Origin of the sequence: Micromonospora sp. D93, assembly GCF_018070365.1 — a bacterium.
Taxonomy (GTDB): Bacteria; Actinomycetota; Actinomycetes; order Mycobacteriales; family Micromonosporaceae; genus Micromonospora; species Micromonospora ureilytica.
Window position 1 is genome coordinate 216,908 of the sequence record NZ_JAGPXW010000007.1, and the last position, 24,715, is coordinate 241,622.

Below are 24,715 nucleotides of genomic sequence, written 5' to 3' on the forward strand. Positions count from 1 at the left end.
TCGTTCGGCCGGTGATCACCGGCCGCACCGACTGCCCTAAGGTGTTTCGCATGCGTCTTGTCCGCCTGCTGCCTGAGCGCTGGCAGAAGTTCATCCACGAGGCGCTCAAGTTCGGCATCGTCGGCGGCATCAACACCGTCATCAATTACGCGGTGTTCAATGCCCTCGCACTGACCGTTTTCGTCAATGGTCAGTTGAAGGCGACCGTGATCGCGACCATCGTCGCCACCATCACGTCGTACCTCATGAATCGGCACTGGACGTACCGGGATCGGCCGAAATCGGCGCTTCGCCGGGAATACCTCCTTTTCTTCCTTTTCAACGGCGCTGGCCTGCTGATTGAGCTGGGTGCCGTGGCGGCAGCGAAGTACGGTCTCGGCGTACACGGCCTGCTGGCACTGAATCTGGCCAAGACCGTCGGCGTCATGCTGGCCACGCTGTTCCGGTTCTGGTCATACCGCACCTTCGTCTTCCAACCGGTCGCACCGGCCGAGGACGAGGCCGCGGAGTCCGACTCCACCTGGCACAGCATTCCGCGCGACGAGTGGGACACCATGGCGGAGATGGACCCGGTCGCCGAGTTGGCGGAATCCGTGTCCGAGCTGGAGGAGGCGGAGACCGCGCCACGCGCCGACTACCCGCCCGGTACGCCCACCCAGGGTCGGCCCACGCGACTGAGCGTCAGCCCCGCCGCCGACCTGGACGCGGAACTCGCCGCGGAGCTGCACGTCAGCACCCGCCGCGCGCCCCGCCGGTGACGGCACCCGACGCCCGCTCCGGCACGGGGCGACCGGCCGAGCTGTTCTTCGAGGATCTCGTCCCGGGGCTCACCGTCGACCTCGGCGTGGTCACCGTGGACGCCGACGAGATGGTCGCCTTCGCCCGCCGCTTCGACCCGCAGTGGTACCACGTCGACCCCGACCTGGCCACGGCGAGCCGGCACGGCGGTCTGATCGCCAGCGGCTTCTACACGGTCAGCCTGTTCATGCGCGCCTACGTCGACCACCTGCTGTCCCGGGCCGCCGCGGACGCGTCCCCCGGCCTGGAGGAGCTGCGCTGGCTCGCCCCCGTCCGGGCCGGCGACCGGCTCGCGGTCCGGGTCGACGTGATGGGCGCCCGGCCGTCGACCGCCCGCCCCGGGCTCGGCACCGTCAGCCTCACCGGCACCATGCTGCGCCTCGGCCCGGACGACCGGCCCGAGCAGGAGGTGCTGCGGACCCGCTTCCGTGGCTGGTTCGCCGTACGACCGGTCGAGGCCGACGCCGCCGAAGCCGAAGCCGCCCCGACCGACGGAGCTGACGGGCCCGACGGAGCTGACCGGCCCGACGGAGCTGACCGGCCCGACGGCGGCCCGATCGCAGCGGACCCGTCCGCCGCCGAGTCGCCCGACGGGGAGTCGACGGAGATCAGCGAACCACCCGAGGCTCACCGAAACGACTGACCCGCCCCCGACAGCGTGTCCTGGGCGGGTCGCAACCGGTTCGGCTCAGGTCGTGGTGTCGCGCAGCGGCTTGCCGTCCTGCATGTCGGCGAGCATGTCGCGCATCTCTCCGTCGCCCAGCGAGTGCTTGTCGTGCTGTGCCTCGACCAGCTCGTACAGGGTGGTCTGCACCTTTCCGACGTCCGGCACGTCGGCGAGCACCGACTGGCCGCGCTCACCGGCCGACTCGATGGTGAGCGTCCCGCAGCCGAGCAGGCGCTCGACGAAACGCTGGTTCATCGAGTGGTCGTTGACCCGGGCGAGCGGGAGGTCCCGCCGATCCCGGGAGAAGACACCCTGCTGGAGCAGGACCCGCTCGTTCGTGAACAGGTAGTGGGTGGTGCGCCAGACCAGGAACGGCCACAGGCCGAGCCAGAGCACCCCGATCAGGGCGATCGCCCCGATCACGGCCAGCGCGATCGAACCGCCGCCGCTCTGGGGCAACAGGAGCACGCCGACCACCACCGCGGCGATGGCCAGCACCAGCACCACGATCGGCCGAATCAACGCCTTCCAGTGCGGGTGCAGGTGCAGCACGACATGCTCGTCCTCGGTGAGCACGTCTTCAGGAAACGCCAAGGGGAACCTCCAACGCGATTTTCTAGTCGCGCAGACCGTAAACCCCCCAAGCCCCACCACAACATCCGCCACGCGGCCCCACCCGTTCTCCGCGATCTTGCACGCCGTCAGCGGAGGTGGAGGACGTCGCCGGCGGCCAGGGTTCGGGCGCCGGTCGAGGTGGTGACCATCAGTTGGCCGTCCGGGTCCACTCCGGTGGCGGTGCCGGTCAGGGAGTCGCCGTTGGGGAGCAGGACGCGTACCTCGCGGCCGATCGTCGCGCAGGCCGCCAGGTAGGCGTCGCGCAGGCCACTGGCCACCGCGTCGCCGCCCGCCGAGCGCCAACGGTCGTACCAGTCGGCGACCGCCCGCAACAGCGCCCGCAACAGCGGATCCCGATCGGTGGCCACCGCGCCGGCCAGCTGGAGTGAGGTGGCCGGCAGCCCGGTCGGATTCACCGGCAACTCGTCGGCGCGCAGCGTCACGTTGAGCCCGATGCCCAGCACGATGGCCGGCGGTTGGTCCGGCGCGCGTCCGGGCACCGTCTCGGCCAGCACGCCCGCGCACTTCGCGTCGTCGACAAGCAGGTCGTTCGGCCACTTGAGCGTGGCCTCCAGCTCGGCCAGCCGGGCCACCGTCTCGACCAGCGCCACGCCGGCCAGCAACGGCAGCCACCCGTACCCCGTGGGTGTCGCCGGCAGCCAGCCGCGGTCCGGCACGGCCTCGCCGGGCCGCAGCAGCACGCTCGTCGCGATGCCGGCACGGGCCGGCGACTGCCAGACCCGGCCGCGCCGGCCGCGCCCCGCGGTCTGCCGCTCGGCGACCACGACAAGGCCCTCGGGCTCGTCGGCCCGCGCGGCCTCGGCCACGTCGGCGTTCGTGGAGCCGGTCTCGGCACGCAACTCCAGCCGGGCCCACGGCCCGTTCGGCGCGACCAACGCGCGGCGCAGCCGGGCCGCCGACAGCGGCGGCCGGTCCAGATCGGTGTACGGGGAGCCCGACATTCCGCCAGCCTACGGCGGTGCTCCGGTGGACACTGAGGCGTACTGCACAGCGGCACCCACCTGAACCATCGTTATATTCCCTGGGTGACTACCGAGACCGGGACCAACATGCACAGCACCGCGGGCAAGCTGGCGGACCTGGAGCGCCGGGTCGACGAGGCGGTGCACGCCGGGTCGGCCCGCGCCGTGGAGAAGCAGCACTCGCGCGGCAAGAGGACCGCCCGCGAGCGGATCGAGATGCTGCTCGACGAGGGCTCCTTCGTCGAACTCGACGAGCTGGCCCGGCACCGGTCCACGGCCTTCGGGCTGGAGAAGAACCGCCCGTACGGCGACGGCGTGGTCACCGGCTACGGCACGGTGGACGGCCGGCAGGTGTGCGTCTTCGCACAGGACTTCACGGTCTTCGGTGGCTCCCTCGGCGAGGTCTTCGGCGAGAAGATCGTCAAGGTGATGGACCTGGCCATGAAGATCGGCTGTCCGGTGGTCGGCATCAACGACTCCGGCGGCGCGCGCATCCAGGAGGGCGTCGTCTCGCTCGGCCTCTACGGCGAGATCTTCTTCCGCAACGTCCGGGCCTCCGGAGTCATCCCGCAGATCTCGCTGGTGATGGGGCCCTGCGCCGGCGGCGCGGTCTACTCCCCGGCGGTCACCGACTTCACAGTGATGGTCGACCAGACCTCGCACATGTTCATCACCGGCCCCGACGTGATCAAGACGGTGACCGGCGAGGACGTCGGCATGGAGGAGCTGGGCGGCGCGCGTACGCACAACTCCCGCAGCGGAAACGCGCACTACCTCGCCAGCGACGAGGAGGACGCTGTCGACTACGTCAAGGCGCTGTTGTCGTACCTGCCGTCGAACAACCTCGACGAGCCGGTCGTGGTCGAAGCCCCCGCCGACCTGGCGATCAGCGACGAGGACCGGGAGTTGGACACAGTGATCCCGGACTCGGCCAACCAGCCGTACGACATCCACACGGTGATCGAGCACGTCCTCGACGACGGGGAGTTCCTGGAGGTCCAGCCGCTCTACGCGCAGAACATCGTGGTCGGCTACGGCCGGGTCGAGGGACGACCGGTAGGTGTGGTCGCCAACCAGCCGATGCACTTCGCCGGCACCCTGGACATCGCCGCCTCGGAGAAGGCCGCCCGCTTCGTTCGCACCTGCGACGCGTTCAACATCCCGGTGCTGACCTTCGTGGACGTGCCCGGCTTCCTGCCCGGCACCGGTCAGGAGTGGGACGGCATCATCCGCCGGGGCGCGAAGCTCATCTACGCGTACGCCGAGGCGACCGTCCCCAAGGTCACCGTGATCACCCGCAAGGCGTACGGCGGGGCGTACGACGTGATGGGTTCCAAGCACCTCGGGGCGGACCTGAACTTCGCCTGGCCGACCGCGCAGATCGCGGTGATGGGCGCGCAGGGCGCGGTGAACATCCTCTACCGCTCCGAGCTGGCCGGTGCCGAGGACCCGGCGGCGGTCCGAGCCGAGAAGATCGCCGAGTACGAGGACACCCTGGCCAACCCGTACGTGGCGGCCGAGCGCGGGTACATCGACTCGGTCATCCCGCCGCACGAGACGCGCACCCAGATCGTCCGGGCGCTGCGCGTCCTGCGCACCAAGCGGGAGACCCTGCCTCCCAAGAAGCACGGCAACATCCCGCTCTGATCTCGGTCCCTTGATCCGCACAACTTCCGGGAAAGTGCTGCCTCCGGGCGACGGGAGGCAGCAACAACCCCGATGTTGCGCGGATCATCGCCCCGGCCGCGTCAGCAGGGTGGGTTGGCGGCGGCACACATCCGCGCTGCCGCCCTAACGGCGAGCCGGACGAGTTCGGCCTCGGTGCCGTCGTAGCCGAGGCGGAGCACCGAGACGGTGTCGCCGACCCGGACGACCGCCAGCAGGATCGGCGACGGAGGGTCGCCGAGCGGCTGCCCGGTCTCCAGGTCCCGGGTGACGGTGAGCGAGTCCCGCAGGATGGCGGCGTCGTTCCCGGCGAAGCCCCGCTGCGCCACCGACCACCGGTGCAGCGCTTCCCCCGTGCGGGTCCCCCCTGCGGTCAGGATCGGCCCAACGCTCAGCCATGCGGCACAGGGAGCGACCAGATCGTCCAAACCGGCGAAGAGCTGTCTGGCCGCCTCGGGTGCCAGCCGGAAGAGATCCTGCGTGACCAGACCATCCGACTGGGTGAGGATCGGCGCGGCGTGTTTGGGCACAAACGTCTGTGAACGGGACAGGATCGACGTCTGCCAGCCCTCCGACCGTCCCTGACTCGTCCGGCAGTAGCTGAGCATGGCCGCCAGCCGGACCGGCTCGCCCAGCCCCGACTGGCTGAGCTGCACATCGACCTGCTGCGACAGGTCGGCTGGCTGCAACAGGGCGTCGGTGGTGATCTCGTGGCGGGTCGGCGAGGCCGAGGCGGCTGGCGGAGCCGGTGGCGGCGACGTTCTCGGCGCGGCGACCGCCACCGCGGAGACGCCGGCCAGGGCCAGCACGACGGTGGCCACCACGATCTTGCGCTGGCTGCGGCGGCGGGCCCGGGAGCGGATCTCCTCCGGGCCGAGCCAGCGCACATCCTGCAGGTCCCGTTGGATCTGTTCGACGAGCGTCGGGTCGTCACGCATCGGTTGCCTCCTCCAGGTCAGAGACGGCGAGCAGGCCGGCGAGCGCGGTGCGCCCCCGGGAGAGACGGGCCTTGACGGTGCCCACCGGGGCCGCGGTCTCCCGTGCCACGTCGGCGACCGGCATGCCGACCAGGTAGTACAGGGCGATCGCGACGCGTTGCTCCTCGGGCAGCCGACGCAGGGCGGCGACCACCGCGACGGTGTCGGTGCCGGGCCCGGGAACGGTCTCGGTGGCGCCGTGCCGCAGGTACGCGCGGGCACGGCTCTTCAGGCTGCGCCACCGGCTGACGGCGATCCGGCTGGCCACCACCCGTACCCAGGCCTCCGGGTCGTCGTACGCGCTGACCGTCGACCAGCGCTGCCACGCCCGGACGTACGCCTCCTGCACGGCGTCCTGCGCCTCGCTCCGATCGCCGGTGAGGGCGTAGACGAACCCGAGGAGCCGTTGCCGACTCCCCCGGTAGAACTCGTCGAACCCGTCGACGTCCGGCACCCGCTACCTCCCCGTGTCGGTCGCTGGGAACACGCACCGGGCGGGGTCGTCGGTTGCCCCGGTCAGGCGATCATCTTCTCCAACTCGGTGAGCGGGAACGCGCCGGCCGCGATCCGCTCCCGGACTGCCCGGCGTACGGCCCGCTGCACCGCCACGTTGACCGGCGTCGGTACGCCGTGCAACCGGCCGAGCAATGCGATCTCGCCGTTGAGGTGGTCGACCTCGGTGGAGCCGGTGCCTCGGGCCAGACTCTGCCAGGTGGAGCCGCCGGAGCGGGCCTCGCCGTCGACCGGGCGCTGCCCGACCAGGTCCCCGCGTTCGGCCTTCTCCTCCTCCGGCGAGGTGTGCGCGATGCCGGCGGCGGCGAGCGCGGCGACGCCCTCGGCGCGTACCCGCTCGACCAGCGCGTCCGGGATGTCCCGGCCGAGCAGCGCCTGTAGGCCGTTACCGAGGTTGCTGAGCAGCTTGCCGTACTTCCAGCGCAGCACGTCGCTGCGGACCGGGGCGACGAAGCCGGCGGCGGTCAGGTCGGCGGCGATCGCCCGGTCGGTGTCGTCGGCGCCCCCGGGGTACCGCCCGATGTGGAGCATCCCCGGATGCGGGTACCCGTTGGCGACCACCACGCCCGGGTCCAGGTGCGTGGCCGGCAGCCAGACACAGACCGGGTGCACGTCGGCGAAGAGCCGCAGTGCGGCAGGCTCGTTGGCCACCCCGTTCTGCGCGGTCACCAGCGGCAGACGTTCGCCCGCCGTGCCGCCGCCGACCACCGGCGCGTCCACCCAGGCGGCCAGCGCGCCCGGAGTGTCCTGCGACTTCACGGTGAGGATCAGCACGGTGTCCGCTGGCAGCGGCTGGTCACCGGGCCGGTCCACCGCCGCGAGCCGGGCGGTCACCTCACCGTCGGGCTGCCGCACTGTCAGACCCCGCGCGCGGATCGCGTCCAGGTGGGCGCCGCGGGCCACCAGTGTCACGTCCCGGTCGGCCTGGGCCAGCCGTACGCCGATGGTCCCGCCGACCGCACCCGCCCCGATGATCACGTATCGCATGGCCCCATTCTGCCCGCCGGTGCGCCGCCCACCCGTGCGCCTTCCGTCAGCTGGTCAGGCCGGCGTCGGTGAGGATCGGGCCGGCGAGCAGGAGCGCGCCGGCGACCAGCGCCGCCGGGTTGACCAGGGCGAAGACGCCAACCCAGAAGAGCGGCGGAAACGGGGTGAGCCCGGCGAGTTGATCGGCGTCGGAGGCGGGCATCCGGCCCCGCGAACGCAGCCGTTGCAGCTCGACCACCGGCCGCACCCCACCGAGCAGCAGAAACCACACCCCGGTGTACGCGAACGCGGCCTGGACCTGCGGCGTCGCGTACCACGAGACGGCGAACACCAGCGCCCCGGTGACCAGCACCGACACCACGCCGAAGGCGTTACGGATCATGACGAGCATGGCCAGCAGCAGCGCCACGGCCACCCAGAGCAGCAGGGTGATCCGGTTGCCGCCGAGCAGCCAGGCGCCGCCCAGCCCGACCAGCGGCGGTGCGACGTACCCGGCGAGCAGAGTGAGGATCATGCCCGGCCCGGTGGGGCGGCCGGCGGAGAGCGTCAGCCCGGACGTGTCCGAGTGCAACCGGATGCCGTGCAGCTTGCGGCCGGTGAGCAGGGCGACCAGGGCGTGCCCACCCTCGTGCGCGATGGTGATGGCGTTACGGGCGATCCGCCACGGCAGCCGGGTGGAGACCACCACCAGCGCTATGGCCCCGGTGATCAGCACCAGCAGCGCGGGCGGGTCCGGCTGCGCGCCGAACAGCGTGTCCCACAGGTCGCCCAGCCCGTCGATCGACATCATGGGGCGCGAGCCTACCGGCGACGTTCCGTGTCGCTCCCGAGGCACCGGCTCGTATCCTGGGAGACTGATCGGGTGGCGAGTCGAGCGGGAGGTGAACGCGGGTGAGCGCAGCGCCCCTGGAGCCGCACATCGGCCTGTGGACCGAGGCCGACTACTTCGCCTTGGGCGAAACGCCCGACCGGATCGAACTGCTCGACGGGAGCCTGCTGGTGAGCCCTGCCCCGAGCCGACGGCACCAGCGGGTGTCGCGCCGCCTGGCGAACAGCATCGAAGCAGCGGCAGACTTCCACGGCCTGTCGGTCTACGACGCGATCAACGTCCGGCTCGGCATCGATCGAGTCGTCATTCCGGACCTCGTTGTGACCGATGTCGATGACGACGGCACCTTCCTCGACCCCGACCGGGTGATCCTCGTCGGCGAGATCGTCTCGCCCGGCAACGCCGCCGCCGACCGGCTGGTCAAGATGCAGCTCTACGCCATCGCGCGAATCCCCTGGTATCTGCTGGTCGAGCAGGACGGCGACGGTCACTCGCTGCGGCTCTACCGGCTCGACGGCGAGCACTACGTCGAGGACCAGGTTGCCAAGGCGGGCGAGACCATGACCATCGTCGAGCCGTTCCGCTGGCAGCTCGACCCGGCCGCCCTGGGCTGATCCGTTCCACTTCAGCCACCGGGCCTTCATGGACCGTCGATGAAGCTTTTTACCGGCCACCCTTGTGATCTAGGGCACTTACCTCCAAAGATGGACGTCGATAGAGCGACGTCCTTGGAGGCACTCATGGCCCGTACCCGATCATCGCTGCGCCGCGCGTTCGCGGCCGGCCTCACCGTCCTCGCCACCGCGGCGGCGGCCCTGGTCGCGACCGCCGGACCGGCGGCCGCCGCCACCACACCCGGTGTCGACGTCTCCCGCTACCAGGGCACCATCAACTGGACGAGCGTCCGCAACGCGGGCATCCAGTTCGCCTTCATCAAGGCGACCGAGGGCACCAGCTACAAGGACCCGAACTTCAACGCCAACTACGTCAACTCGTACAACGCCGGGGTGATCCGCGGGGCGTACCACTTCGCCCGCCCGAACATCTCCGCCGGCTCGACCCAGGCCAACTACCTGGCCTCCAACGGCGGCGCCTGGTCCGCGGACAGCCGTACCCTGCCGGCCGCGCTGGACATCGAGGGCAACCCGTACGCCGGCGGCTACTGCTACGGGCTCAGCACGACCGGGATGCGCAACTGGGTGCAGGACTTCCTGAACACCTACCGCTCCCGCACCGGCCGGTACGCCGTCATCTACACCACCACGAGCTGGTGGAACCAGTGCACTGGCAGCTGGACCGCCCCGTGGGCGAACCACCCGCTCTGGCTGGCCCGCTGGTCGAGCACGCCCGGGGCCCTGCCGGCCGGCGCGTCGGTGTGGAGCTTCTGGCAGTACACCAGCACCGGGGCGGTCTCCGGCATCAGCGGCAACGTGGACCGCAACTACTGGAACGGCGACCGGAGCCGCCTGATCGCGTTGGCCAACAACACCTGACCGGGCCGTTGGCGGCAGCGGGATCGACGGTCACCAACACGGTCGACAATCGGTCCGGCTGCCGCCACACCACCGGGTACGGGTCAGACCCGCCGTCGGCTCAACGCCGGCACCACAGCATCCTCACGAGCCAGCGCGCCCCTTCGGGTCAACCGCCAGCCAGCCACGCCAAAGCCGGCAACGATCACGACGCCGAGCAGTGCGACGAGCACCGAGACCCCCGCGCTGACCAGCAGCAGCATCGCGTCGCCGAGCGCCACGAGCATCCACAGTGCCAGTCGGGGCCGAGCGTCCCTCCGTCGGTAACCCATGTCGTGCCTCCTTCCGTCGTCGAAGGTCAAATACCCACGACGACGCAAGGTCATGCGAATGAGTTTCAGTCCTGGCGGTCGGGCACGAAACCCTTGGCGATCCGGTCGAAGTTCGGCAGGTTGGCCTGCCAGTCCTTCTCCGCGATCTCCCACCGCAGGGCGTACCCGCGGTTGCTGGCCGTCACGAACCCCCGGTTACGGACGTGGATCCGCTGCCCGTCCCGGGTCTCCAGCCAGTCCCAGTCCGCACAGGTCTTCCAGAAGTTGCAGCGCACGATGTCGATCTTCTGGTAGTTGTTGACGAACTTCCTGCGGTCCGGCTCGATGCGCTGCCAGTCCTCGTACGCGTCGTCCTTCGGCGTCGAGGTCCACTGCACGAGCAGCTCGCCCGGCCCGTTGGACTGGTTGAAGACGACAGTGAAGCTGTCGACCTGGCTACGCACCCAACCGTCGGGTATCGGCAGGGCGAAGCCGGCCGGGTCCCGGTGCAGCTTCCAGCCCGCCGGCAGCGCGTTCGGGTCGACCGAGGGCGTGGCCGAGGCGGACGGGCTCGGGGCACCGCTGGTGGGCGGCGGAGGCGCCGCAGCGGAGGTCGGCGGGGGCGCCGACGTCGCGGCAGCACCTGTCGGGTTGGCCTGCGGGGTCTTGTCGTCGTCCTTGGTCAGCATCGGCACGACCACCACGATGCCGATCAGCAACAGGGCGACCACCGCCCCGATCAGCAGGTTACGTCGGGTGTTGTTCGGCTTCGTGCCCTCCGACAGCGGCACCGCCGCACGACCGGCCGGACTCACCGGCGGCATGAGCGACGTCGGCGTGGTCGGCTTGCGCTGCTCCGGGGCCACCGGCGGACCGTCGACAACCGTCGGCTCGTCGTCGACGTTCGTCGTACCCTCGCCGCTCGTGTCGGGCGCGGCCGTGACCTTCGCGGTCGGCTCGGCCTCGGCCGGTGCCGGGCGGTCGATCGTGGCGGTCGGCTCGGCCTGCGCCGCCGAGGTCGGCTCGGCTGGCACAACTGCTGTCGAGTCGGCGACCGCACCGGAGGAGACGACGGCCGTCGGCGTGGCATCGGCGGCGGGGGCCACGGCGGCAGCAGAGGCGGCGGGGGTCGCCGCGGCGGGCGGCGGCGACACCGGCCGGTCGGCGCTCTCGGCGGGTCGCGGGGCCGGCACCACCGGCAGCCGCGGCTCGCGCGGACCGTTCGGCCCGGGCCGGCGTACGCCATCAAGCAGTGAGATCCCGCGCGACCGCTTGCCCCCGGCGCGGCGCAGCAACCGCTCCGCCACCTCGGCGGTGATCCGCTCGTTCGGGTCCTTACGCAGCAGCCCGTTGAGGACGGCCTTGAGCGGCCCGGCGTTCTTCGGCGGCGGAATGGGCTCGGTGGCCAACGCGGCCAGGGTGCCGATCGCCGACGGCCGGGCGTACGGCGACTTGCCCTCGACCGCCGCGTAGAGCGTCGCGCCCAGCGACCACAGGTCGGCCTCCGGCCCGGCGGTGCCGTCCCGAGCCCGCTCCGGCGAGATGTACGCGGGCGAGCCGAGCACCATGCCGGTGCGGGTCACGTTCGGGTCGCCGGGGATGGTGGCGAGACCGAAATCGGTCAGCACCACCCGGCCATCGTCGCCGAGCAACACGTTGCCGGGCTTGACGTCACGGTGCATGACGCCCGCCTTGTGTGCGGCACTCAGCGCGCCCAGCACGCCCAGGCCGATCTCCACCGTGCGGGCCACCGAAACGGGGCCGTCCTCGGCGAGAGTGTCCTGCAACGACCTCGACGCCACGTACTCCATGACGATCCACGGATCGCCGTCGGTGCGCAGCACGTCGAAGATGCGGACGACGTTGGCGTTATTGAGCCGGGCGATGGCCCGCGCCTCCCGCAACGAGCGCTCGCGCATCTCGCGGCGCTCCTCATCGGTGAGACCGGGCGGCGGCACCAACTCCTTGATGGCGACGTCGCGGTGCAGCACCTCGTCGCGCGCCTTCCACACCCGGCCCATGCCACCCTGGCCGAGCGGCGACAGAAGCCGGTATCGGTCAGCGACAAGTTGGGGAAGCGCGTTCGACATCGGTGAGACGGTACCCGGACCGGCCGACGCTCACACCGCCGGCACGCCACTGTGCGCTTCGGGTAACTTCGCGCCGCGTACCCTGGCGTCATGTCTGCCGAAGAGCCGCTGTTCCGGGTCGTCCGCGGCGTGCCCACCGCCGAGGAGTTGGCCGCTCTGGTGGGGGCGATCATCGTCCGCTCCCGTCCTGCCGCCACCCCCGCGCCGGCGACCGCGTCCGCCTGGGCGCGCAGCGCTCGACCGGGCAACTCCCGTGGGTGGCGTGCCGCCGGCCTGCCCCGCTGACCCGAGACCCGCCGTACGGGGGCTGCCAGGGGGGCGTTGAGCCGTTAATCTCACTCAGGGAAACGGTGCCGTTACGGGTAGGGAGGGTCCATGATCCCCGAAGAGGACCGGCCAGCACCCTGGCTACGCGGTTACGGCGGCATCGAAGCCGACATCAGCCAGCTCAGAGAGTTCGCCGACCGGCTCGCCGCCGAGGTCGAGAGCAACTACGCGCCACACCTGTCGTACATCGCCGAAGACATGTCCGCGAAGCTGCCCAACCCGTGCGACGCCTTCATCGAGCTGGTCACCTTCCTGCACGCCCACCACGAGACACAGCAGGCCACCGCCGACATGGTCTACGCCGTCCGAGGCGCCACCGGCCACCTCGCCGCCGCCGCCGACCAGGTCGCCACCCACTACGCCGACAGCGACGCCTTCACCGCCGCCCGAGTGGTGGACGTGCAACGAGCCCTCGCCAACCCGGCCAGCGTCCTCCCCGGCGGCCCGACGCCGACACTGAACGACCCGACCAGCCCCGACGCCCAAGGGCCGGTGGCGCTGCCGTGATCGAACGGGGCACCGGCCGCACCTCCGGCCTCACCGACTGGCACCTCATGGACGTCAACAGCATGTGGGCCTGCCTCCAGGACCACGACACCGCCAACCACTGGAAGCAGGTAGCCGGCTGGCGCAAGGTCTGCGACCTGGCGCAAACCCACCTCGGCCGCCTCCAGCAGTACCGACGTGGACTCGCCGAGGCATGGCCCCCCGAAACCAGCGCCGCCTCCCGCACGTACCTCGCCGAACTCGACGAACTCATCGACAAGGTCCAACGCACCCACGACGCCGCCGCCGCGAACTACACCGCACTCTCCGCCGCAACCCAGGCCATCGGCACCACCCGCGCCGCACTCCGCAAGATCTACGAGGAGTACGCGACCAAGTTCCAGCAAAAACAGGCGTACGAGTCGATGGTCGCCGACCCGAAAGCGGTGATGGGCAACCGGGCCACAGCGCCGCCTGTTGCTGATGGGGACCTGGAACGGCTGAACGTGCAGGCCCGATCCATGATGTTCAGCTTGAGCGGCGAACTCCAACAAGCCCAAGCAACCCTCCAAAAACCACCGGCGGCACCTCCGCAGGCCGGCAAGGATATTTCAAATTCGGATGTGTACGGCAATGCTACGGCGCCGATCATTCCGCCGATCCTGCCAGCACCTATGCCACCAAAGGCGACCTTGGCCCCGTCCATTCCTAAGCACACAACAGCACCATTGCCCACAGCGGCCGGAAATGGCCCGATTCTTAATGGGACTGGGGCAGGCGGGCCGTCAAGTCCACCCAGTATCCCGCACCCCAGCTCTTTATCCAATTCTCCACATCCTCCTTCTCTATCGGGGATACCACCCGTCTTTCCGCCGACTGCCGCCACCCCACCATCAAACCACCAGCCGGCGGGACCGATTGGGAAACCCGGCTCGAATGGCTCGAGCGGCCCGTTTCGCGGACCCGGACTGGACCCGACGCGAACAATGCCTCCGGGAGGGCTTATCGGTGGCGTTCCCGGATCACCGGCCCGCCAGCCCGATAGCAGCGTTCCACCACGTCGAGTAAACCCGGTTGGGGGCGTGATTGGTGGCGGTGGCGCCGGAACTGCCCCTACTGGTGCGGCCGGATCTCGCCCTGCCGCCGGTAGAGGCTTTTCTGGTGCAAACGGAATGCCTCCGATCGGCGGAGCGCCGGGACCTTGGAGTTCCGGGGTGAGCGGGACCGGTCGCCCTAGACGGGACGACGGCAACACGACAGAGCCGGATCGTTGGGATCCAGACAATCCTTGGGAAACACGACAGGGAGTTAACCCAGTGGTCCGCCCCCCAGACGACGAGGGACCAATAGACCCAGGACCGGCAATTGGCATCGGCCGGTGAAAAGGTCGACCGTGCACTCTTTCCTGGCGACCCTGATATTTGTCGGCGTTATCGCCACATTCTCCGGCCCTATCGCTGCGAGGCCGCCCAACGCGCCGCCCGGCGACGGCCCGGATCGAGTTCGCGCCGATCAGTGGCATCTAACAACTCTCAATTCTGGAGATGCCAACGAGATCAGTCAGGGCGAGGGCATAACTGTGGCAGTACCGGACACGGGCGTTTACCCACATCCTGACCTGAGGGCCAATCTCCTTCGTGGCATCGACTTGATCAACGGTGGAGGAGGCGGCGATGGCCAAAGCGATCAAAACAGTCACGGAACCGGCATGGCCGGCCTTATCGCCGCTCATGGCCGAGAAGGAGGCCGGGGAGCCCGAGGTATAGCACCAAAAGCCAAGATCTTGCCAATCATCTCTTCGACAATCGACAACCAGAGCAGCCCGGACAATCTGGGCAGAGCAATAGGATATGCGGTTTCTTCTGGCGCTGGCGTCATTAGCATTTCCAGTGCAGGAGGCTCCAGCCCTGCCCTACGTCGTGCGATTAGGGAAGCGCTTCTCGCGAATATCGTCGTCGTGGCTGCCGCCGGTAATCGACCAGCGGACACTGAGGTTGGTTACCCCGCATCCGAAGACGGCGTCCTAGCCGTGGGGGGAGTTGACAAAACGGGCACTCACGCTGCCGTCTCGGTGACTGGGCCGGAGATTGACGTGGTTGCGCCCGCGGTCGACATCTACAGCACGAGCATCGACGGCAAGTACCGCAAAGGCACCGGAACCTCTGACGCGACGGCGATCGTGGCGGGTGCGGCTGCGTTGATCAGGTCCAAGTACCCCTACCTGCCGGCGCGGGAGGTAGCGCACCGGCTTACGGCTACCGCCGTGGACAAGGGTCCACCCGGACGCGACGACGAGTACGGCTACGGGGTGATCGATCTTGTGGCGGCGCTGACGGCAGACGTACCGCCGCTGGGGTTTGAGTCGGTGAGCGCTCCGGCCGGTGCTGGCCCGACTACGACGGCTGGCGCCCAGCCGGATGACGAGAGCGACGGCGCGACCGCCCGCGGCCTGGCCACCCTTGGGGTGATCGTGGCTGTCGGGGTCGGATGGGCAGTGATGGCGCGGCGGCGCCGCCGTGGTGATGACCCGCCGCCCAGAATCAGTCGCTGATCGATCCACGAAACGCGATCTACCCGGGTTTCATGATGTCGCGCTATTCGGCGGGGAGTGGGTCAACGGTGGCCCGACCATCAAGGCCTTGGCGCGGGGTCGTTCGGCGAATAGATCACAGATCTTGGACAGTTTCCGTCAGCAGTGAACGGAAACTGTCCAAGATCTGCGCGGCCCGTCGTGCCACCGACGTTTCTGATGGTCTGCCGCCCAGAATCAGTCGCTGATCAATCAACGAAGCGGTGTTCGACTCGGGTTTCTTGATGTCGGGGTGTCCTGGGCAGCGGGATACCCCGACATCGCCGACACCGAGTCGATCCTCGTGCTGGGCTGCCGCGGTTGGGCGGTGATCCACTCGGCTTTCAGGAAACCGCGGTCTTCGCGGCAAGGAGACACCGCATCTCCCCGAAAGCCGAGTGGATCAAGGACGCCTGGCCACCGAGGAGCCGGCGCGCCGGGCAGCCCGCGCTGGGGCAGGTTGTCGGTCTTGGTGAGGGCTGGACGGTAACCTCGGGCTCGTGTCTGAGATCTTGCCGCTCCGCCTCGTGCTCGCTTCGGCGAGCCCTGCCCGTCGTAAGTTGCTCCAGGCTGCCGGCGTCGAGCCGGAGGTGCTGGTCAGTGGGGTGGACGAGTCGCTGGTGGTGACCGAGCGGGCCGAGGAGTTGTGTCTGGAGTTGGCTCGTCTGAAGGCGCAGGCGGTGTTGACCCGGCTGAACGCGACCACCGATCAGCGGACGTTGGTGGTCGGCTGCGATTCGGTGTTGGCCTTCGACGGGGAGATCCTCGGCAAGCCGGCGGATGCGGCTGACGCGACCCGGCGGTGGCTGCGGATGCGAGGGCGCAGCGGCGTTCTGCACAGCGGGCACTGCCTGGTCGACGTTACTGCGGGCCGGCGCGCGGAGGCCGTCGCCTCGACCACTGTCCACTTCGCTGACATCAGTGACGACGAGATCGCCGCGTACGTGGCCACTGGTGAGCCGCTGGCGGTAGCCGGCGCGTTCACGATCGACGGGCTGGGTGGGCCGTTCGTGGAACGGATCGAGGGTGACCCGGGGACTGTGGTCGGGCTGTCGATGCCGCTGCTGCGCCGGCTTCTCGCCGAGTTGGGTCTGCGGATCACCGACCTGTGGACGACTGTCGCGCCGGGCGGCCAAACGGTCAAGCCGATCGGTAACGTCCGGTCATGACCACCAAGTCGATCCCGCTCACCAACGAGCTGCACGCCTATCTGGTCGCACACGGCTCCCCGCCGGACGAGATCATCCGTGATCTGGCCGAGGAGACCCGGTCGGTGCTGCCGGAGCACGCCAGCATGCAGGTGGCTCCGGAGCAGGCCGCGTTCCTGACGTTCCTCACCCGGCTGCTCGACGTGCGGCAGGCCGTCGAGGTCGGCACGTTCACCGGGCTTTCCGCGTTGGCGATCGCCCGCGGGTTGCCCGAGGGTGGGCGACTGACCTGTTTCGACATCTCCGAGGAGTTCACCGGCATCGCCCGGCGTTACTGGGCGCAGGCCGGCGTGCGGGATCTGATCGACCTGCGCATCGGCCCGGCCGCAGACGGGCTGCGGGAGTTGCCGCACGAGCGCCACCTGGACTTCGCGTTCATCGACGCGGACAAGACCGGCTACCCGATCTACTGGGCGGAGTTGGTGCCCCGGATGCGGCCGGGTGGGGTGATCGCCGTTGACAACGTGCTGCGTGGCGGGCGGGTCATCGCCCCGCAGGACGCCGGCGACCGGGCCATCGCCGCGTTCAACGACGAGGTCCTCGCCGACGTACGGGTGGACCCGGTGATGCTGCCGATCGCGGACGGCCTGACCCTCGCCCGGGTCCGCTGAGCACCGACAACCGCTGAACACCGACAACCGCCAAGCACCGACAACCGCCGTACACGGATATCGGGGTGTCCCCCACCAAGGGACACCCCGATAAGCGATAGCCGTCGTCAGCGGACGCTGCGGGCGAACTGGCGCGCGGCCCAGTAGACGCCCAGCGCGGCGAGGACCGCGGTGATGCTGAGGCCCTGCCAGACCTTGTCGCTGCCCAGGTCACCGGCGAACAGTGCCCGGGTGCCGTCGACCGCCCAGGAGAACGGGTTCCAGTTGGCGATGCCCTGCAACCAGCCGGGTGCGAAGGTCAGCGGCAGCAGGATGCCGGAGAGCAGCAGCACCGGCTGCGCCACGGTGTTCATCAGGGGGGCCAGCGCGTCCTCGCTCTTGACCTTGAGGGCGACGCCATAGGAGACGGCCGAGGTCATGAGGGCGATCAGGGCGAGCATCAGGTACGCCAACAGCAGGTCCCCGATGAACACCCGCAGGTCGAAGATGAGCGCCAGCAGCGTGATGATGACCGCCTGCACCAGGAGCGAGACCACGTCGCGCAGCGAGCGGCCGAGCAGCAGGGCGAGCCGGCTGATCGGGGTGACCCGGGAGCGTTCGATGACGCCGGCTCGTAGCTCGGCGATCAGGCCGAAGCCCTGGAACAGGCCACCGAAGATGGCCAGCAGCACCAGCAGGCCCGGTACGAAGATCTTGTAGGCGGCCGCCTGGGTGGGTGCGTTCAGTGCGGGTTTGAGCAGCGGGGCGAAGAGCAGCAGGTACATGACCGGCTGGAACACGCCGACGAAGACCCAGACCGGGTTGCGCAGCAGGAGTTGGATCTGGCGCTGGAAGATCAGCCACGTGTCACGGGCGAATTTCATGAGAGTCGTCTCCGGTGGTCAGGACTCGCGCAGCGAGCGGCCGGTCTTGGTGAGGAAGACGTCGTCCAGGCTGGGTCGGTGCAGCTCGATCGAGCGCAGTTCCAGCCCGGCGTGGTCGAGTCGGCGCAGCACCTGCGGAATGGCGGTGGCGCCCTCGTCGACGTAGAGGCGCAGGCCGCCCTCGTCGACGGTCTCCAGCTTGTTGACGTACGGCTCGCCGTCGAGTGTCTGGGCGGCCTGCGGGGTGGCGGCCAGGTCGAGGCCGACCAGCACCACGTCGCCGGAGATTTCCCGCTTGAGCTCGGTTGGCGTGCCCTCGGCCACCACCTCGCCGTTGTCCATGATCGCGATCCGGTCGCAGAGCGCGTCGGCCTCGTCCAGGTAGTGCGTGGTGATGAAGACGGTCATCCCGTCGCCGCGTAGCCGCCGGATCTCGTCCCACATGTGGGCGCGGCTCTGCGGGTCGAGGCCGGTGGTCGGCTCGTCCAGGAAGACGATCTTCGGCTCGTGGATGATGCCGAGGGCGATCTCCACCCGACGGCGCTGGCCGCCCGAGTAGGTCTTGCACTTGCGGTCGGCGTACTCCGTGAGCTGGAAGGCATCGAGGGCGCGGGCTGCGCGCCGCTGCGCGTCGGCCTTGCTGATGCCGTACATCCGGGCGTGCAGCACCAGCTCCTCGCGGGCGGTGGACTCGTCCCAGGTGCTGCCGCCCTGCGGGACGTACCCGATGCGGCGGCGCACCTCGGCCGGGTCCTTGCGCAGGTCGGCGCCCGCGATGGTGGCCTCGCCGCCGTCCGGCTCGATCAGCGTGGCGAGCATCCGCAGCGTGGTGGTCTTGCCGGCGCCGTTCGGGCCGAGAAAGCCAAAGATCTCGCCCTCGGCGACCTCGAGGTCGACGCCCCGCACGGCGTCCACCGTCTTCGTCTCTCGACCCGCGCGGGAGCGGAACGACTTCCGCAGCCCCCTGGTCTCGATCATTTCTGCTCCTGGTCGTTCGGGCCGGTCGGGCCGGCCGTCGAGTGGGACGACGCCGGACGGCGCACTCCCCCGCTGTGCCGTCAGCAGGCTAACGCGATATAGCTTTTTTAGTCAACGTTGATTATTACGCGTTGGGTGCGGGCCGCTCCTCGCCGTCCCGCCACCCCGGCCAACCATCCGCGTTCTCCAGCTCAGCAGGCAGGTACGACACTCCGGATTCGACACGTTCCGCGATCCGCTCGCACCACCCGATCTCCGCCTCCGCGCGGGCGGACCAGAGCTCGATCATCCAACTGACGTGCACCGGCTTGGCGCTGCGGATCCAGTCCGAATCCAGCGAGGCACGCATCGAGGCGACGTTGGCGCGGAGCAGGTTGGCCCGGTTCCGCAGGGCCGCGGTCGCCTCGGCGCGCGGCATCGCCGGCAGGAAGGAGAACGCCGCCGTGAAGGGGTCGGTCGGCTCGCTGATGTTCCACCAGAGGTTGCGCAGCAGCGTCTCGAACTCGTCCTCCCCCTTGGGGGTCACCTCGTACGTGGTGCGCGCCGGACGGGCGCCGACCTGCTCGGTCGCGACGGCGCGGAGCAGCCCTTCCTCGGTGAGCTTGCGCAGGGCGTGATAGATCGATCCGGGTTGCACGTTCGCCCACTTGTCGGCGCTCCAGCTCAGCAGCTCGCGGCGCACGTCATAGCCGTGCACGGGCTGCATCCACCGCACCAGACCGAGAATCATCATCCGAGTCGAAGACACCCGATAAGCGTAATAGCCAAGTTTGACTAAACCGTGCCGGGTGCAGTGCGGCATCCCACACTGAGCGATCGTTAGGGGCGTCGTGGGCGGCCGATACACTCCCCGTCAGTAACCTGCCCGGGAGGAGCCACGAAGGTGCGCAAGGTACTCATCGCCAACCGCGGCGAGATCGCCGTCCGGGTGATCCGCGCGTGCCGCGACGCTGGCCTGGGCAGCGTCGCCGTGTACGCGGACTCCGACCGCGACGCCCTGCACGCCACCCTCGCGGACGAGGCGTACGCGCTCGGCGGGGACAGCGCGACCGAGACCTACCTGCGCATCGACAAGCTGCTCGACGTCGCCGCTCGGGCCGGCGCCGACGCCGTACACCCGGGTTATGGCTTTCTCAGCGAGAACGCCGACTTCGCCCAGGCCGTCACCGACGCCGGGCTGACCTGGATCGGCCCCACCCCGCAGGCGATCCGCGACCTGGGCGACAAGGTCACCGCCCGGCACATCGCCCAGCGGGCCGGCGCGCCACTGGTCCCCGGCACCCCTGACCCGGTGGCCAGCCCCGACGAGGTGATGGCGTTCGCCGTCGACCACGGCCTGCCGGTGGCCATCAAGGCCGCCTTCGGTGGCGGCGGGCGCGGCCTCAAGGTCGCCCGCACGATGGAGGAGATCCCCCAGCTGTTCGAGTCGGCCACCCGCGAGGCGGTTGCGGCGTTCGGTCGGGGCGAGTGCTTCGTCGAGCGGTACCTGGACCAGCCCCGGCACGTCGAGGCGCAGGTCCTCGCCGACCAGCACGGCAACGTGATCGTGGTGGGCACCCGGGACTGCTCGTTGCAGCGACGCCACCAGAAGCTCGTCGAGGAGGCGCCCGCGCCGTTCCTCACCGACGCCCAGCGCGCGCAGATCCACGAGAGCGCGAAGGCGATCTGCCGCGAAGCCGGCTACCACGGCGCCGGCACTGTGGAATACCTGGTCGGCGTCGACGGCACCATCTCCTTCCTGGAGGTCAACACCCGACTCCAGGTCGAGCACCCGGTCACCGAGGAGACCGCAGGCATCGACCTGGTCCGCGAGCAGTTCCGGATCGCCGACGGCGAGAAGCTGCGGATCACCGAGGACCCGACGCCGCGCGGGCACGCGATCGAGTTCCGGATCAACGGCGAGGACCCGGGCCGCAACTTCCTGCCCGCCCCGGGCACTGTCACCGCGCTGCGCCTACCCACTGGGCCGGGTGTCCGGGTCGACACCGGCATCTCGGCCGGTGACGTGATCGGCGGCAACTTCGACTCACTGCTCGCCAAGGTGATCATCACGGGTGAGACGCGGACCGAGGCGCTGGAGCGCGCCCGCCGCGCCCTCGACGAGATGGTCCTCGACGGGATGGCGACCGCGCTGCCGTTCCACCGGCTCGTCGTGCGGGACGAGGCGTTCACCGCCGAGCCGTTCACAGTGCACACCCGGTGGATCGAAACCGAGTTCCACAACACCGTGCCGCCCTTCACCGCCGCCGCCGGCGCCGCCGAGGCGCCGGCCGAGCGCGACACCGTCGTGGTCGAGGTGGGCGGCAAGCGCCTCGAGGTCAGCCTCCCCGCCGGCTTCGGCGGGAGTACGACCACCGCGGCACCCGCCTCTCGCAAGCCGACCCGGCGCGGCGGCGGCGCCAAGGCCGGCGCACCGGTCGGCGGCGACGCGCTCACCTCGCCGATGCAGGGCACCATCGTCAAGGTCGCCGTGGCGGACGGCGACACCGTGGCCGAGGGTGACCTGGTCGTGGTGTTGGAGGCGATGAAGATGGAGCAGCCGCTGCACGCGCACAAGGCGGGCACTGTCAGCGGTCTCAGCGCCGAGGTCGGCGCCGTGATCACCGCTGGCGCCCCCATCTGCACCATCGCCTGAGCCGCCCGGCGGGCAGTCAGCGCAGGGTTTCGGTGGCGACCGCGCGGACGGCGGCGGTGAGGGCGTTCAGCACGTCGGACTCCAGCCGCCAGTGCTGCCAGTACAGCGGGACGTCCAGGTGGCGACCCGGCGCGAGGTCGACACAGCGACCGGCGGCCAGGTCATCCCCGGCGATCTGTTCCGGCACCAGGCCCCAGCCCAACCCGAGCCGGATCGCCGCACTGAAGGCCGGCACCGACGGCACGTAGTGCACCGGCGGGTCGAGCGGCCGGCCCGTCACCGCCCGGATGAAACGGTGTTGCACCCGGTCCTTCCGGTCGAAGACGAGCAGCGGCGCGCCCGCCAGCGCGGACGCGGTGAGTCCCGCACCGAAGTGGGACGCCGCGAATTCCGGCGCGGCGAGCGCGCGGTAGCGCATGGCCCCGAGCCGCAGCACCCGGCAGCCCTGCACGGCCTCCCGCTGGGCGGTGACCGCCGCCGTCACCGAACCGTCGCGGAGCAACTCGGCGGTGTGGTCCTGATCGTCCTGCCGCAGGTCGAACGAGAGCCCGGCCCGCTGCGGCAACCGGGCCAGCGCGGCCGGGAACCAGGTGGCCAGCGAGTCCGCGTTGACCACCACGGCGACCCGGATCAGGCCACCGCCGGCCAGCGGGCCGCGAGCGTCGGCCAGCGCCTCCCGTTCGAGCAGCGCGAGCTGGCCGGCCAGACGCAGCAGCGGGCGACCCGCGTCGGTTGCCACGCACGGTCGGGCGCGGCGGACCAGCACCTGGCCGACCGTCTCCTCCAGCGCCTTGATCCGTTGGCTCACCGCCGACGGTGTGACGTGCAGCAGCCGGGCCGCCGCGTCGAAGCTGCCCTCCGCCACCACTGCCGCGAGCGTCCGCAGCTGCGTCGAGTCGAGACCATGCATCAGCAGAGCTTAGGTTACGTCAGAATCTTTAGTTGGACTGATGGCTGCCGGCAGCCCTAGCGTCGATTCCGTGCTCACCTCCGCCGTCGCCGGCTTCTCGATCGCCATCGCCCTCATCGTCGCCATCGGCGCCCAGAACGCCTTCGTCCTGCGCCAGGGCCTCCGACGCGAACACGTCGTACCCGTGGTGCTGACCTGCGCCGCGTCGGACGCGCTGCTGATCATGGCGGGGGTGGCCGGGTTCGGTTCGTTGGTGACCGACCGACCGGGCCTCCTCGTGGCGATCCGCTGGGGCGGTGCGGCCTTCCTGCTCTGCTACGCGGGGCTCGCCGCCCGCCGCGCCCTGCGTCCCGGCGCCCTACTGCCCACCGATCGGCCGCCGACAACGTTGGGAGCGACACTGCTCGCCTGCGCCGCCCTCACCTACCTGAATCCCCACGTCTACCTGGACACCGTGCTGCTCCTCGGCGGCGTGGCCCAACAACACCCACACCGGTGGGTCTTCGGCGCTGGCGCCACCCTGGCCAGTGCGGTCTGGTTCACCGCGCTCGGCGTCGGCGCGCAGCGCCTCGCACCGCTGCTGGCCCGTGCCGTCGCCTGGCGGGTGCTGGACGCGATCATCGCCGTCGTGATGGCCGGCCTCGCCGTGGCACTCCTGGTGGCATGACCGGCTCGTACGGCGAGCACCGAGGATGCCACCGGGACCAGGACCAACGGCGGTGCGAGTGTTTTCCACTACCACCGGCGGTGGAACCGACCGTGAGCGGGAATGATTGCCGGGTGCGGTTCCTTCACGGCGCGGCTCCCGCGCACGACCTGACCTATACCGACGTCTTCATGGCGCCGGCCCGCTCCGACCTTGGTTCCCGGCTCGACGTCGACCTCTCCACCGGCGACGGCACCGGCACCACCATTCCGCTGGTGGTGTCGAACATGACAGCGGTCGCCGGACGGCGGATGGCGGAGACGGTCGCCCGCCGAGGTGCCATCGCGGTGATCCCGCAGGACATTCCGATCGAGGTGGTGGCGAATGTCGTCGCCTGGGTCAAACAGCGCCACCTGGTCTACGACACGCCGATCACGCTGGGCCCGACCGAGACCGTGGGCGACGCCATCCACCTGCTGCCCAAGCGCTCGCACGGTGCGGTGATCGTGGTCGACGTCGCCGGCCGGCCGATGGGTGTGGTCACCGAGGCCGACACCACGGGCGTGGACCGGTTCGCCCAACTGCGTCACGTGATGTCCACCGAGCTGCACACCGTCCCGGCGGACGCGGATCCGCGCACCGGGTTCGACAGGCTCTCGGCGGGCCGTCGCCGACTCGCCCCGGTGGTCGACACCGAGGGTCGGCTGGTCGGGGTGCTGACCCGACAGGGCGCGTTGCGGGCCACCCTCTACACGCCGGCCGTGGACGACCGGGGCCGGCTTCGGATCGCGGCGGCCGTCGGCATCAACGGTGACGTGACAGGCAAGGCCTCGGCGTTGCTGGAGGCGGGCGTGGACACGCTGGTCGTGGACACCGCGCACGGCCACCAAGCGCGGATGATCTCCGCACTCCAGGCGGTCCGCAAGCTGGACCCGGGGGTGCCGGTGGCGGCCGGCAACGTGGTCACCGCCGAGGGCGTACGCGACCTGGTGGAGGCGGGGGCGGACATCATCAAGGTGGGCGTCGGCCCCGGCGCGATGTGCACCACGCGGATGATGACCGGCGTGGGTCGGCCGCAGTTCTCCGCCGTACTCGACTGCGCGGCCGCCGCCCGCCAACTGGGCCGGCACGTGTGGGCCGACGGCGGGGTGCGGCACCCCCGGGACGTCGCGCTCGCGCTCGCCGCCGGCGCGTCGAACGTGATGATCGGCTCCTGGTTCGCCGGCACCTACGAGTCCCCCGGTGACCTGTACACCGACGCGGACGGCCGGCGGTACAAGGAGAGCTTCGGGATGGCCTCGGCTCGGGCGGTCAGCGCCCGAACCGCCGACGACAGCCCGTACGACCGGGCTCGCAAGGCGGTGTTCGAGGAGGGCATCTCCTCGGCCCGGATGCACCTGGACCCAGCCCGCCCCGGTGTCGAGGACCTGATCGACGAGATCATCGCCGGGGTACGCAGCGCCTTCACCTACGCCGGAGCACGAGACCTGACCCAGTTCCACGAGCGGGCGATCGTCGGCGTGCAGAGCGCCGCCGGCTTCACCGAAGGAATGCCCCTCCCCACCAGCTGGTAAC

At 70.2% G+C, this 24,715-nt stretch carries 25 protein-coding genes; 13 read left to right on the forward strand and 12 right to left on the reverse strand.

Annotated features, from left to right (window positions below):
* Positions 1 to 50 precede the first annotated feature (50 nt).
* Entirely contained in the window at positions 51 to 758 is a 708-nt protein-coding gene (locus KBX71_RS11815; RefSeq protein ID WP_210817965.1) for a GtrA family protein, read from the forward strand.
* On the forward strand, positions 755 to 1,441 hold the full coding sequence (locus KBX71_RS11820; RefSeq protein WP_210817966.1) for a MaoC/PaaZ C-terminal domain-containing protein: 687 nt from the start codon (positions 755 to 757) through the stop codon (positions 1,439 to 1,441). The genes KBX71_RS11815 and KBX71_RS11820 overlap by 4 nt, the downstream gene beginning before the upstream one ends.
* A 45-nt stretch (positions 1,442 to 1,486) precedes the next feature.
* Here KBX71_RS11820 and KBX71_RS11825 read toward each other — a convergent pair whose 3' ends face one another.
* Positions 1,487 to 2,059 carry a PH domain-containing protein gene (locus tag KBX71_RS11825; RefSeq protein WP_124819595.1) on the reverse strand — a complete coding sequence of 191 codons (573 nt, stop codon included), beginning with the start codon at positions 2,057 to 2,059 and terminating at the stop codon, positions 1,487 to 1,489.
* Between the two features lie 107 nt (positions 2,060 to 2,166).
* Entirely contained in the window at positions 2,167 to 3,042 is an 876-nt protein-coding gene (locus KBX71_RS11830; RefSeq protein ID WP_210817967.1) for a biotin--[acetyl-CoA-carboxylase] ligase, read from the reverse strand.
* Positions 3,043 to 3,126: 84 nt separating this feature from the next.
* On the opposite strand from KBX71_RS11830, the gene KBX71_RS11835 reads away from it, so the two are divergent.
* Complete coding sequence (locus tag KBX71_RS11835; protein WP_210817968.1) at positions 3,127 to 4,710, forward strand: acyl-CoA carboxylase subunit beta; 1,584 nt, start codon at positions 3,127 to 3,129, stop codon at positions 4,708 to 4,710.
* Between the two features lie 101 nt (positions 4,711 to 4,811).
* Here KBX71_RS11835 and KBX71_RS11840 read toward each other — a convergent pair whose 3' ends face one another.
* The 4 genes from KBX71_RS11840 to KBX71_RS11855 all read right to left on the reverse strand — a co-directional run bounded on the left by KBX71_RS11840 (position 4,812) and on the right by KBX71_RS11855 (position 7,995).
* The gene (locus tag KBX71_RS11840) at positions 4,812 to 5,666 is read right to left on the reverse strand and encodes a hypothetical protein (protein ID WP_210817969.1); all 855 of its coding nucleotides are present in this window, start codon (positions 5,664 to 5,666) and stop codon (positions 4,812 to 4,814) included.
* Complete coding sequence (locus KBX71_RS11845; RefSeq protein ID WP_210817970.1) at positions 5,659 to 6,159, reverse strand: SigE family RNA polymerase sigma factor; 501 nt, start codon at positions 6,157 to 6,159, stop codon at positions 5,659 to 5,661. The genes KBX71_RS11840 and KBX71_RS11845 overlap by 8 nt, the downstream gene beginning before the upstream one ends.
* A 62-nt stretch (positions 6,160 to 6,221) precedes the next feature.
* Positions 6,222 to 7,205, reverse strand: coding sequence for a ketopantoate reductase family protein (locus tag KBX71_RS11850; protein WP_210817971.1), 984 nt, complete (start codon positions 7,203 to 7,205; stop codon positions 6,222 to 6,224).
* A gap of 46 nt (positions 7,206 to 7,251) precedes the next feature.
* Positions 7,252 to 7,995 carry a M50 family metallopeptidase gene (locus tag KBX71_RS11855; RefSeq protein ID WP_210817972.1) on the reverse strand — a complete coding sequence of 248 codons (744 nt, stop codon included), beginning with the start codon at positions 7,993 to 7,995 and terminating at the stop codon, positions 7,252 to 7,254.
* A gap of 101 nt (positions 7,996 to 8,096) precedes the next feature.
* Here KBX71_RS11855 and KBX71_RS11860 point away from each other — a divergent pair, with 101 nt between their 5' ends.
* Both KBX71_RS11860 and KBX71_RS11865 read left to right on the forward strand, forming a co-directional pair.
* The gene (locus tag KBX71_RS11860; protein ID WP_210817973.1) at positions 8,097 to 8,648 is read left to right on the forward strand and encodes a Uma2 family endonuclease; all 552 of its coding nucleotides are present in this window, start codon (positions 8,097 to 8,099) and stop codon (positions 8,646 to 8,648) included.
* Between the two features lie 126 nt (positions 8,649 to 8,774).
* Positions 8,775 to 9,527, forward strand: coding sequence for a GH25 family lysozyme (locus tag KBX71_RS11865; protein ID WP_210817974.1), 753 nt, complete (start codon positions 8,775 to 8,777; stop codon positions 9,525 to 9,527).
* Between the two features lie 83 nt (positions 9,528 to 9,610).
* On the opposite strand, the gene KBX71_RS11870 is transcribed toward KBX71_RS11865, so the two are convergent.
* Together KBX71_RS11870 and KBX71_RS11875 are read right to left on the reverse strand one after the other, a co-directional pair.
* Complete coding sequence (locus KBX71_RS11870; RefSeq protein WP_210817975.1) at positions 9,611 to 9,838, reverse strand: hypothetical protein; 228 nt, start codon at positions 9,836 to 9,838, stop codon at positions 9,611 to 9,613.
* A gap of 65 nt (positions 9,839 to 9,903) precedes the next feature.
* Positions 9,904 to 11,907, reverse strand: a complete 2,004-nt coding sequence (locus tag KBX71_RS11875; RefSeq protein ID WP_210817976.1) for a serine/threonine-protein kinase — start codon at positions 11,905 to 11,907, stop codon at positions 9,904 to 9,906.
* Between the two features lie 90 nt (positions 11,908 to 11,997).
* On the opposite strand from KBX71_RS11875, the gene KBX71_RS11880 reads away from it, so the two are divergent.
* The 5 genes from KBX71_RS11880 to KBX71_RS11900 all read left to right on the forward strand — a co-directional run bounded on the left by KBX71_RS11880 (position 11,998) and on the right by KBX71_RS11900 (position 17,108).
* Positions 11,998 to 12,192, forward strand: coding sequence for an acyl-CoA carboxylase subunit epsilon (locus KBX71_RS11880; RefSeq protein WP_124823399.1), 195 nt, complete (start codon positions 11,998 to 12,000; stop codon positions 12,190 to 12,192).
* Positions 12,193 to 12,282: 90 nt separating this feature from the next.
* Positions 12,283 to 12,741 (forward strand): hypothetical protein, encoded by a 459-nt coding sequence (locus tag KBX71_RS11885; RefSeq protein ID WP_210817977.1) that lies wholly within the window; start codon positions 12,283 to 12,285, stop codon positions 12,739 to 12,741.
* 1,384 nt (positions 12,742 to 14,125) lie between these two features.
* Entirely contained in the window at positions 14,126 to 15,271 is a 1,146-nt protein-coding gene (locus tag KBX71_RS11890; protein WP_247683351.1) for a S8 family serine peptidase, read from the forward strand.
* Between the two features lie 518 nt (positions 15,272 to 15,789).
* Positions 15,790 to 16,458, forward strand: a complete 669-nt coding sequence (locus KBX71_RS11895) for a nucleoside triphosphate pyrophosphatase (protein WP_210817978.1) — start codon at positions 15,790 to 15,792, stop codon at positions 16,456 to 16,458.
* On the forward strand, positions 16,455 to 17,108 hold the full coding sequence (locus tag KBX71_RS11900) for an O-methyltransferase (protein ID WP_210817979.1): 654 nt from the start codon (positions 16,455 to 16,457) through the stop codon (positions 17,106 to 17,108). The genes KBX71_RS11895 and KBX71_RS11900 overlap by 4 nt, the downstream gene beginning before the upstream one ends.
* Positions 17,109 to 17,215: 107 nt before the next feature.
* Here KBX71_RS11900 and KBX71_RS11905 read toward each other — a convergent pair whose 3' ends face one another.
* The 3 genes from KBX71_RS11905 to KBX71_RS11915 all read right to left on the reverse strand — a co-directional run bounded on the left by KBX71_RS11905 (position 17,216) and on the right by KBX71_RS11915 (position 19,682).
* Entirely contained in the window at positions 17,216 to 17,971 is a 756-nt protein-coding gene (locus tag KBX71_RS11905; RefSeq protein ID WP_124823257.1) for an ABC transporter permease, read from the reverse strand.
* Positions 17,972 to 17,989: 18 nt separating this feature from the next.
* Positions 17,990 to 18,949 carry an ATP-binding cassette domain-containing protein gene (locus tag KBX71_RS11910; RefSeq protein ID WP_210817980.1) on the reverse strand — a complete coding sequence of 320 codons (960 nt, stop codon included), beginning with the start codon at positions 18,947 to 18,949 and terminating at the stop codon, positions 17,990 to 17,992.
* A 124-nt stretch (positions 18,950 to 19,073) separates the two neighbouring features.
* The gene (locus KBX71_RS11915; protein WP_210817999.1) at positions 19,074 to 19,682 is read right to left on the reverse strand and encodes a PadR family transcriptional regulator; all 609 of its coding nucleotides are present in this window, start codon (positions 19,680 to 19,682) and stop codon (positions 19,074 to 19,076) included.
* A 150-nt stretch (positions 19,683 to 19,832) separates the two neighbouring features.
* On the opposite strand from KBX71_RS11915, the gene KBX71_RS11920 reads away from it, so the two are divergent.
* Complete coding sequence (locus KBX71_RS11920; protein ID WP_210817981.1) at positions 19,833 to 21,584, forward strand: biotin carboxylase N-terminal domain-containing protein; 1,752 nt, start codon at positions 19,833 to 19,835, stop codon at positions 21,582 to 21,584.
* A 16-nt stretch (positions 21,585 to 21,600) separates the two neighbouring features.
* Here the strand turns inward: KBX71_RS11920 and KBX71_RS11925 are convergent, their stop codons facing one another.
* The gene (locus KBX71_RS11925; protein WP_210817982.1) at positions 21,601 to 22,494 is read right to left on the reverse strand and encodes a LysR family transcriptional regulator ArgP; all 894 of its coding nucleotides are present in this window, start codon (positions 22,492 to 22,494) and stop codon (positions 21,601 to 21,603) included.
* A 70-nt stretch (positions 22,495 to 22,564) separates the two neighbouring features.
* Here KBX71_RS11925 and KBX71_RS11930 point away from each other — a divergent pair, with 70 nt between their 5' ends.
* Positions 22,565 to 23,161, forward strand: coding sequence for a LysE/ArgO family amino acid transporter (locus KBX71_RS11930; RefSeq protein ID WP_210817983.1), 597 nt, complete (start codon positions 22,565 to 22,567; stop codon positions 23,159 to 23,161).
* 113 nt (positions 23,162 to 23,274) lie between these two features.
* Positions 23,275 to 24,714 (forward strand): GuaB1 family IMP dehydrogenase-related protein, encoded by a 1,440-nt coding sequence (locus KBX71_RS11935; protein ID WP_210817984.1) that lies wholly within the window; start codon positions 23,275 to 23,277, stop codon positions 24,712 to 24,714.
* Position 24,715: the final 1 nt, after the last annotated feature.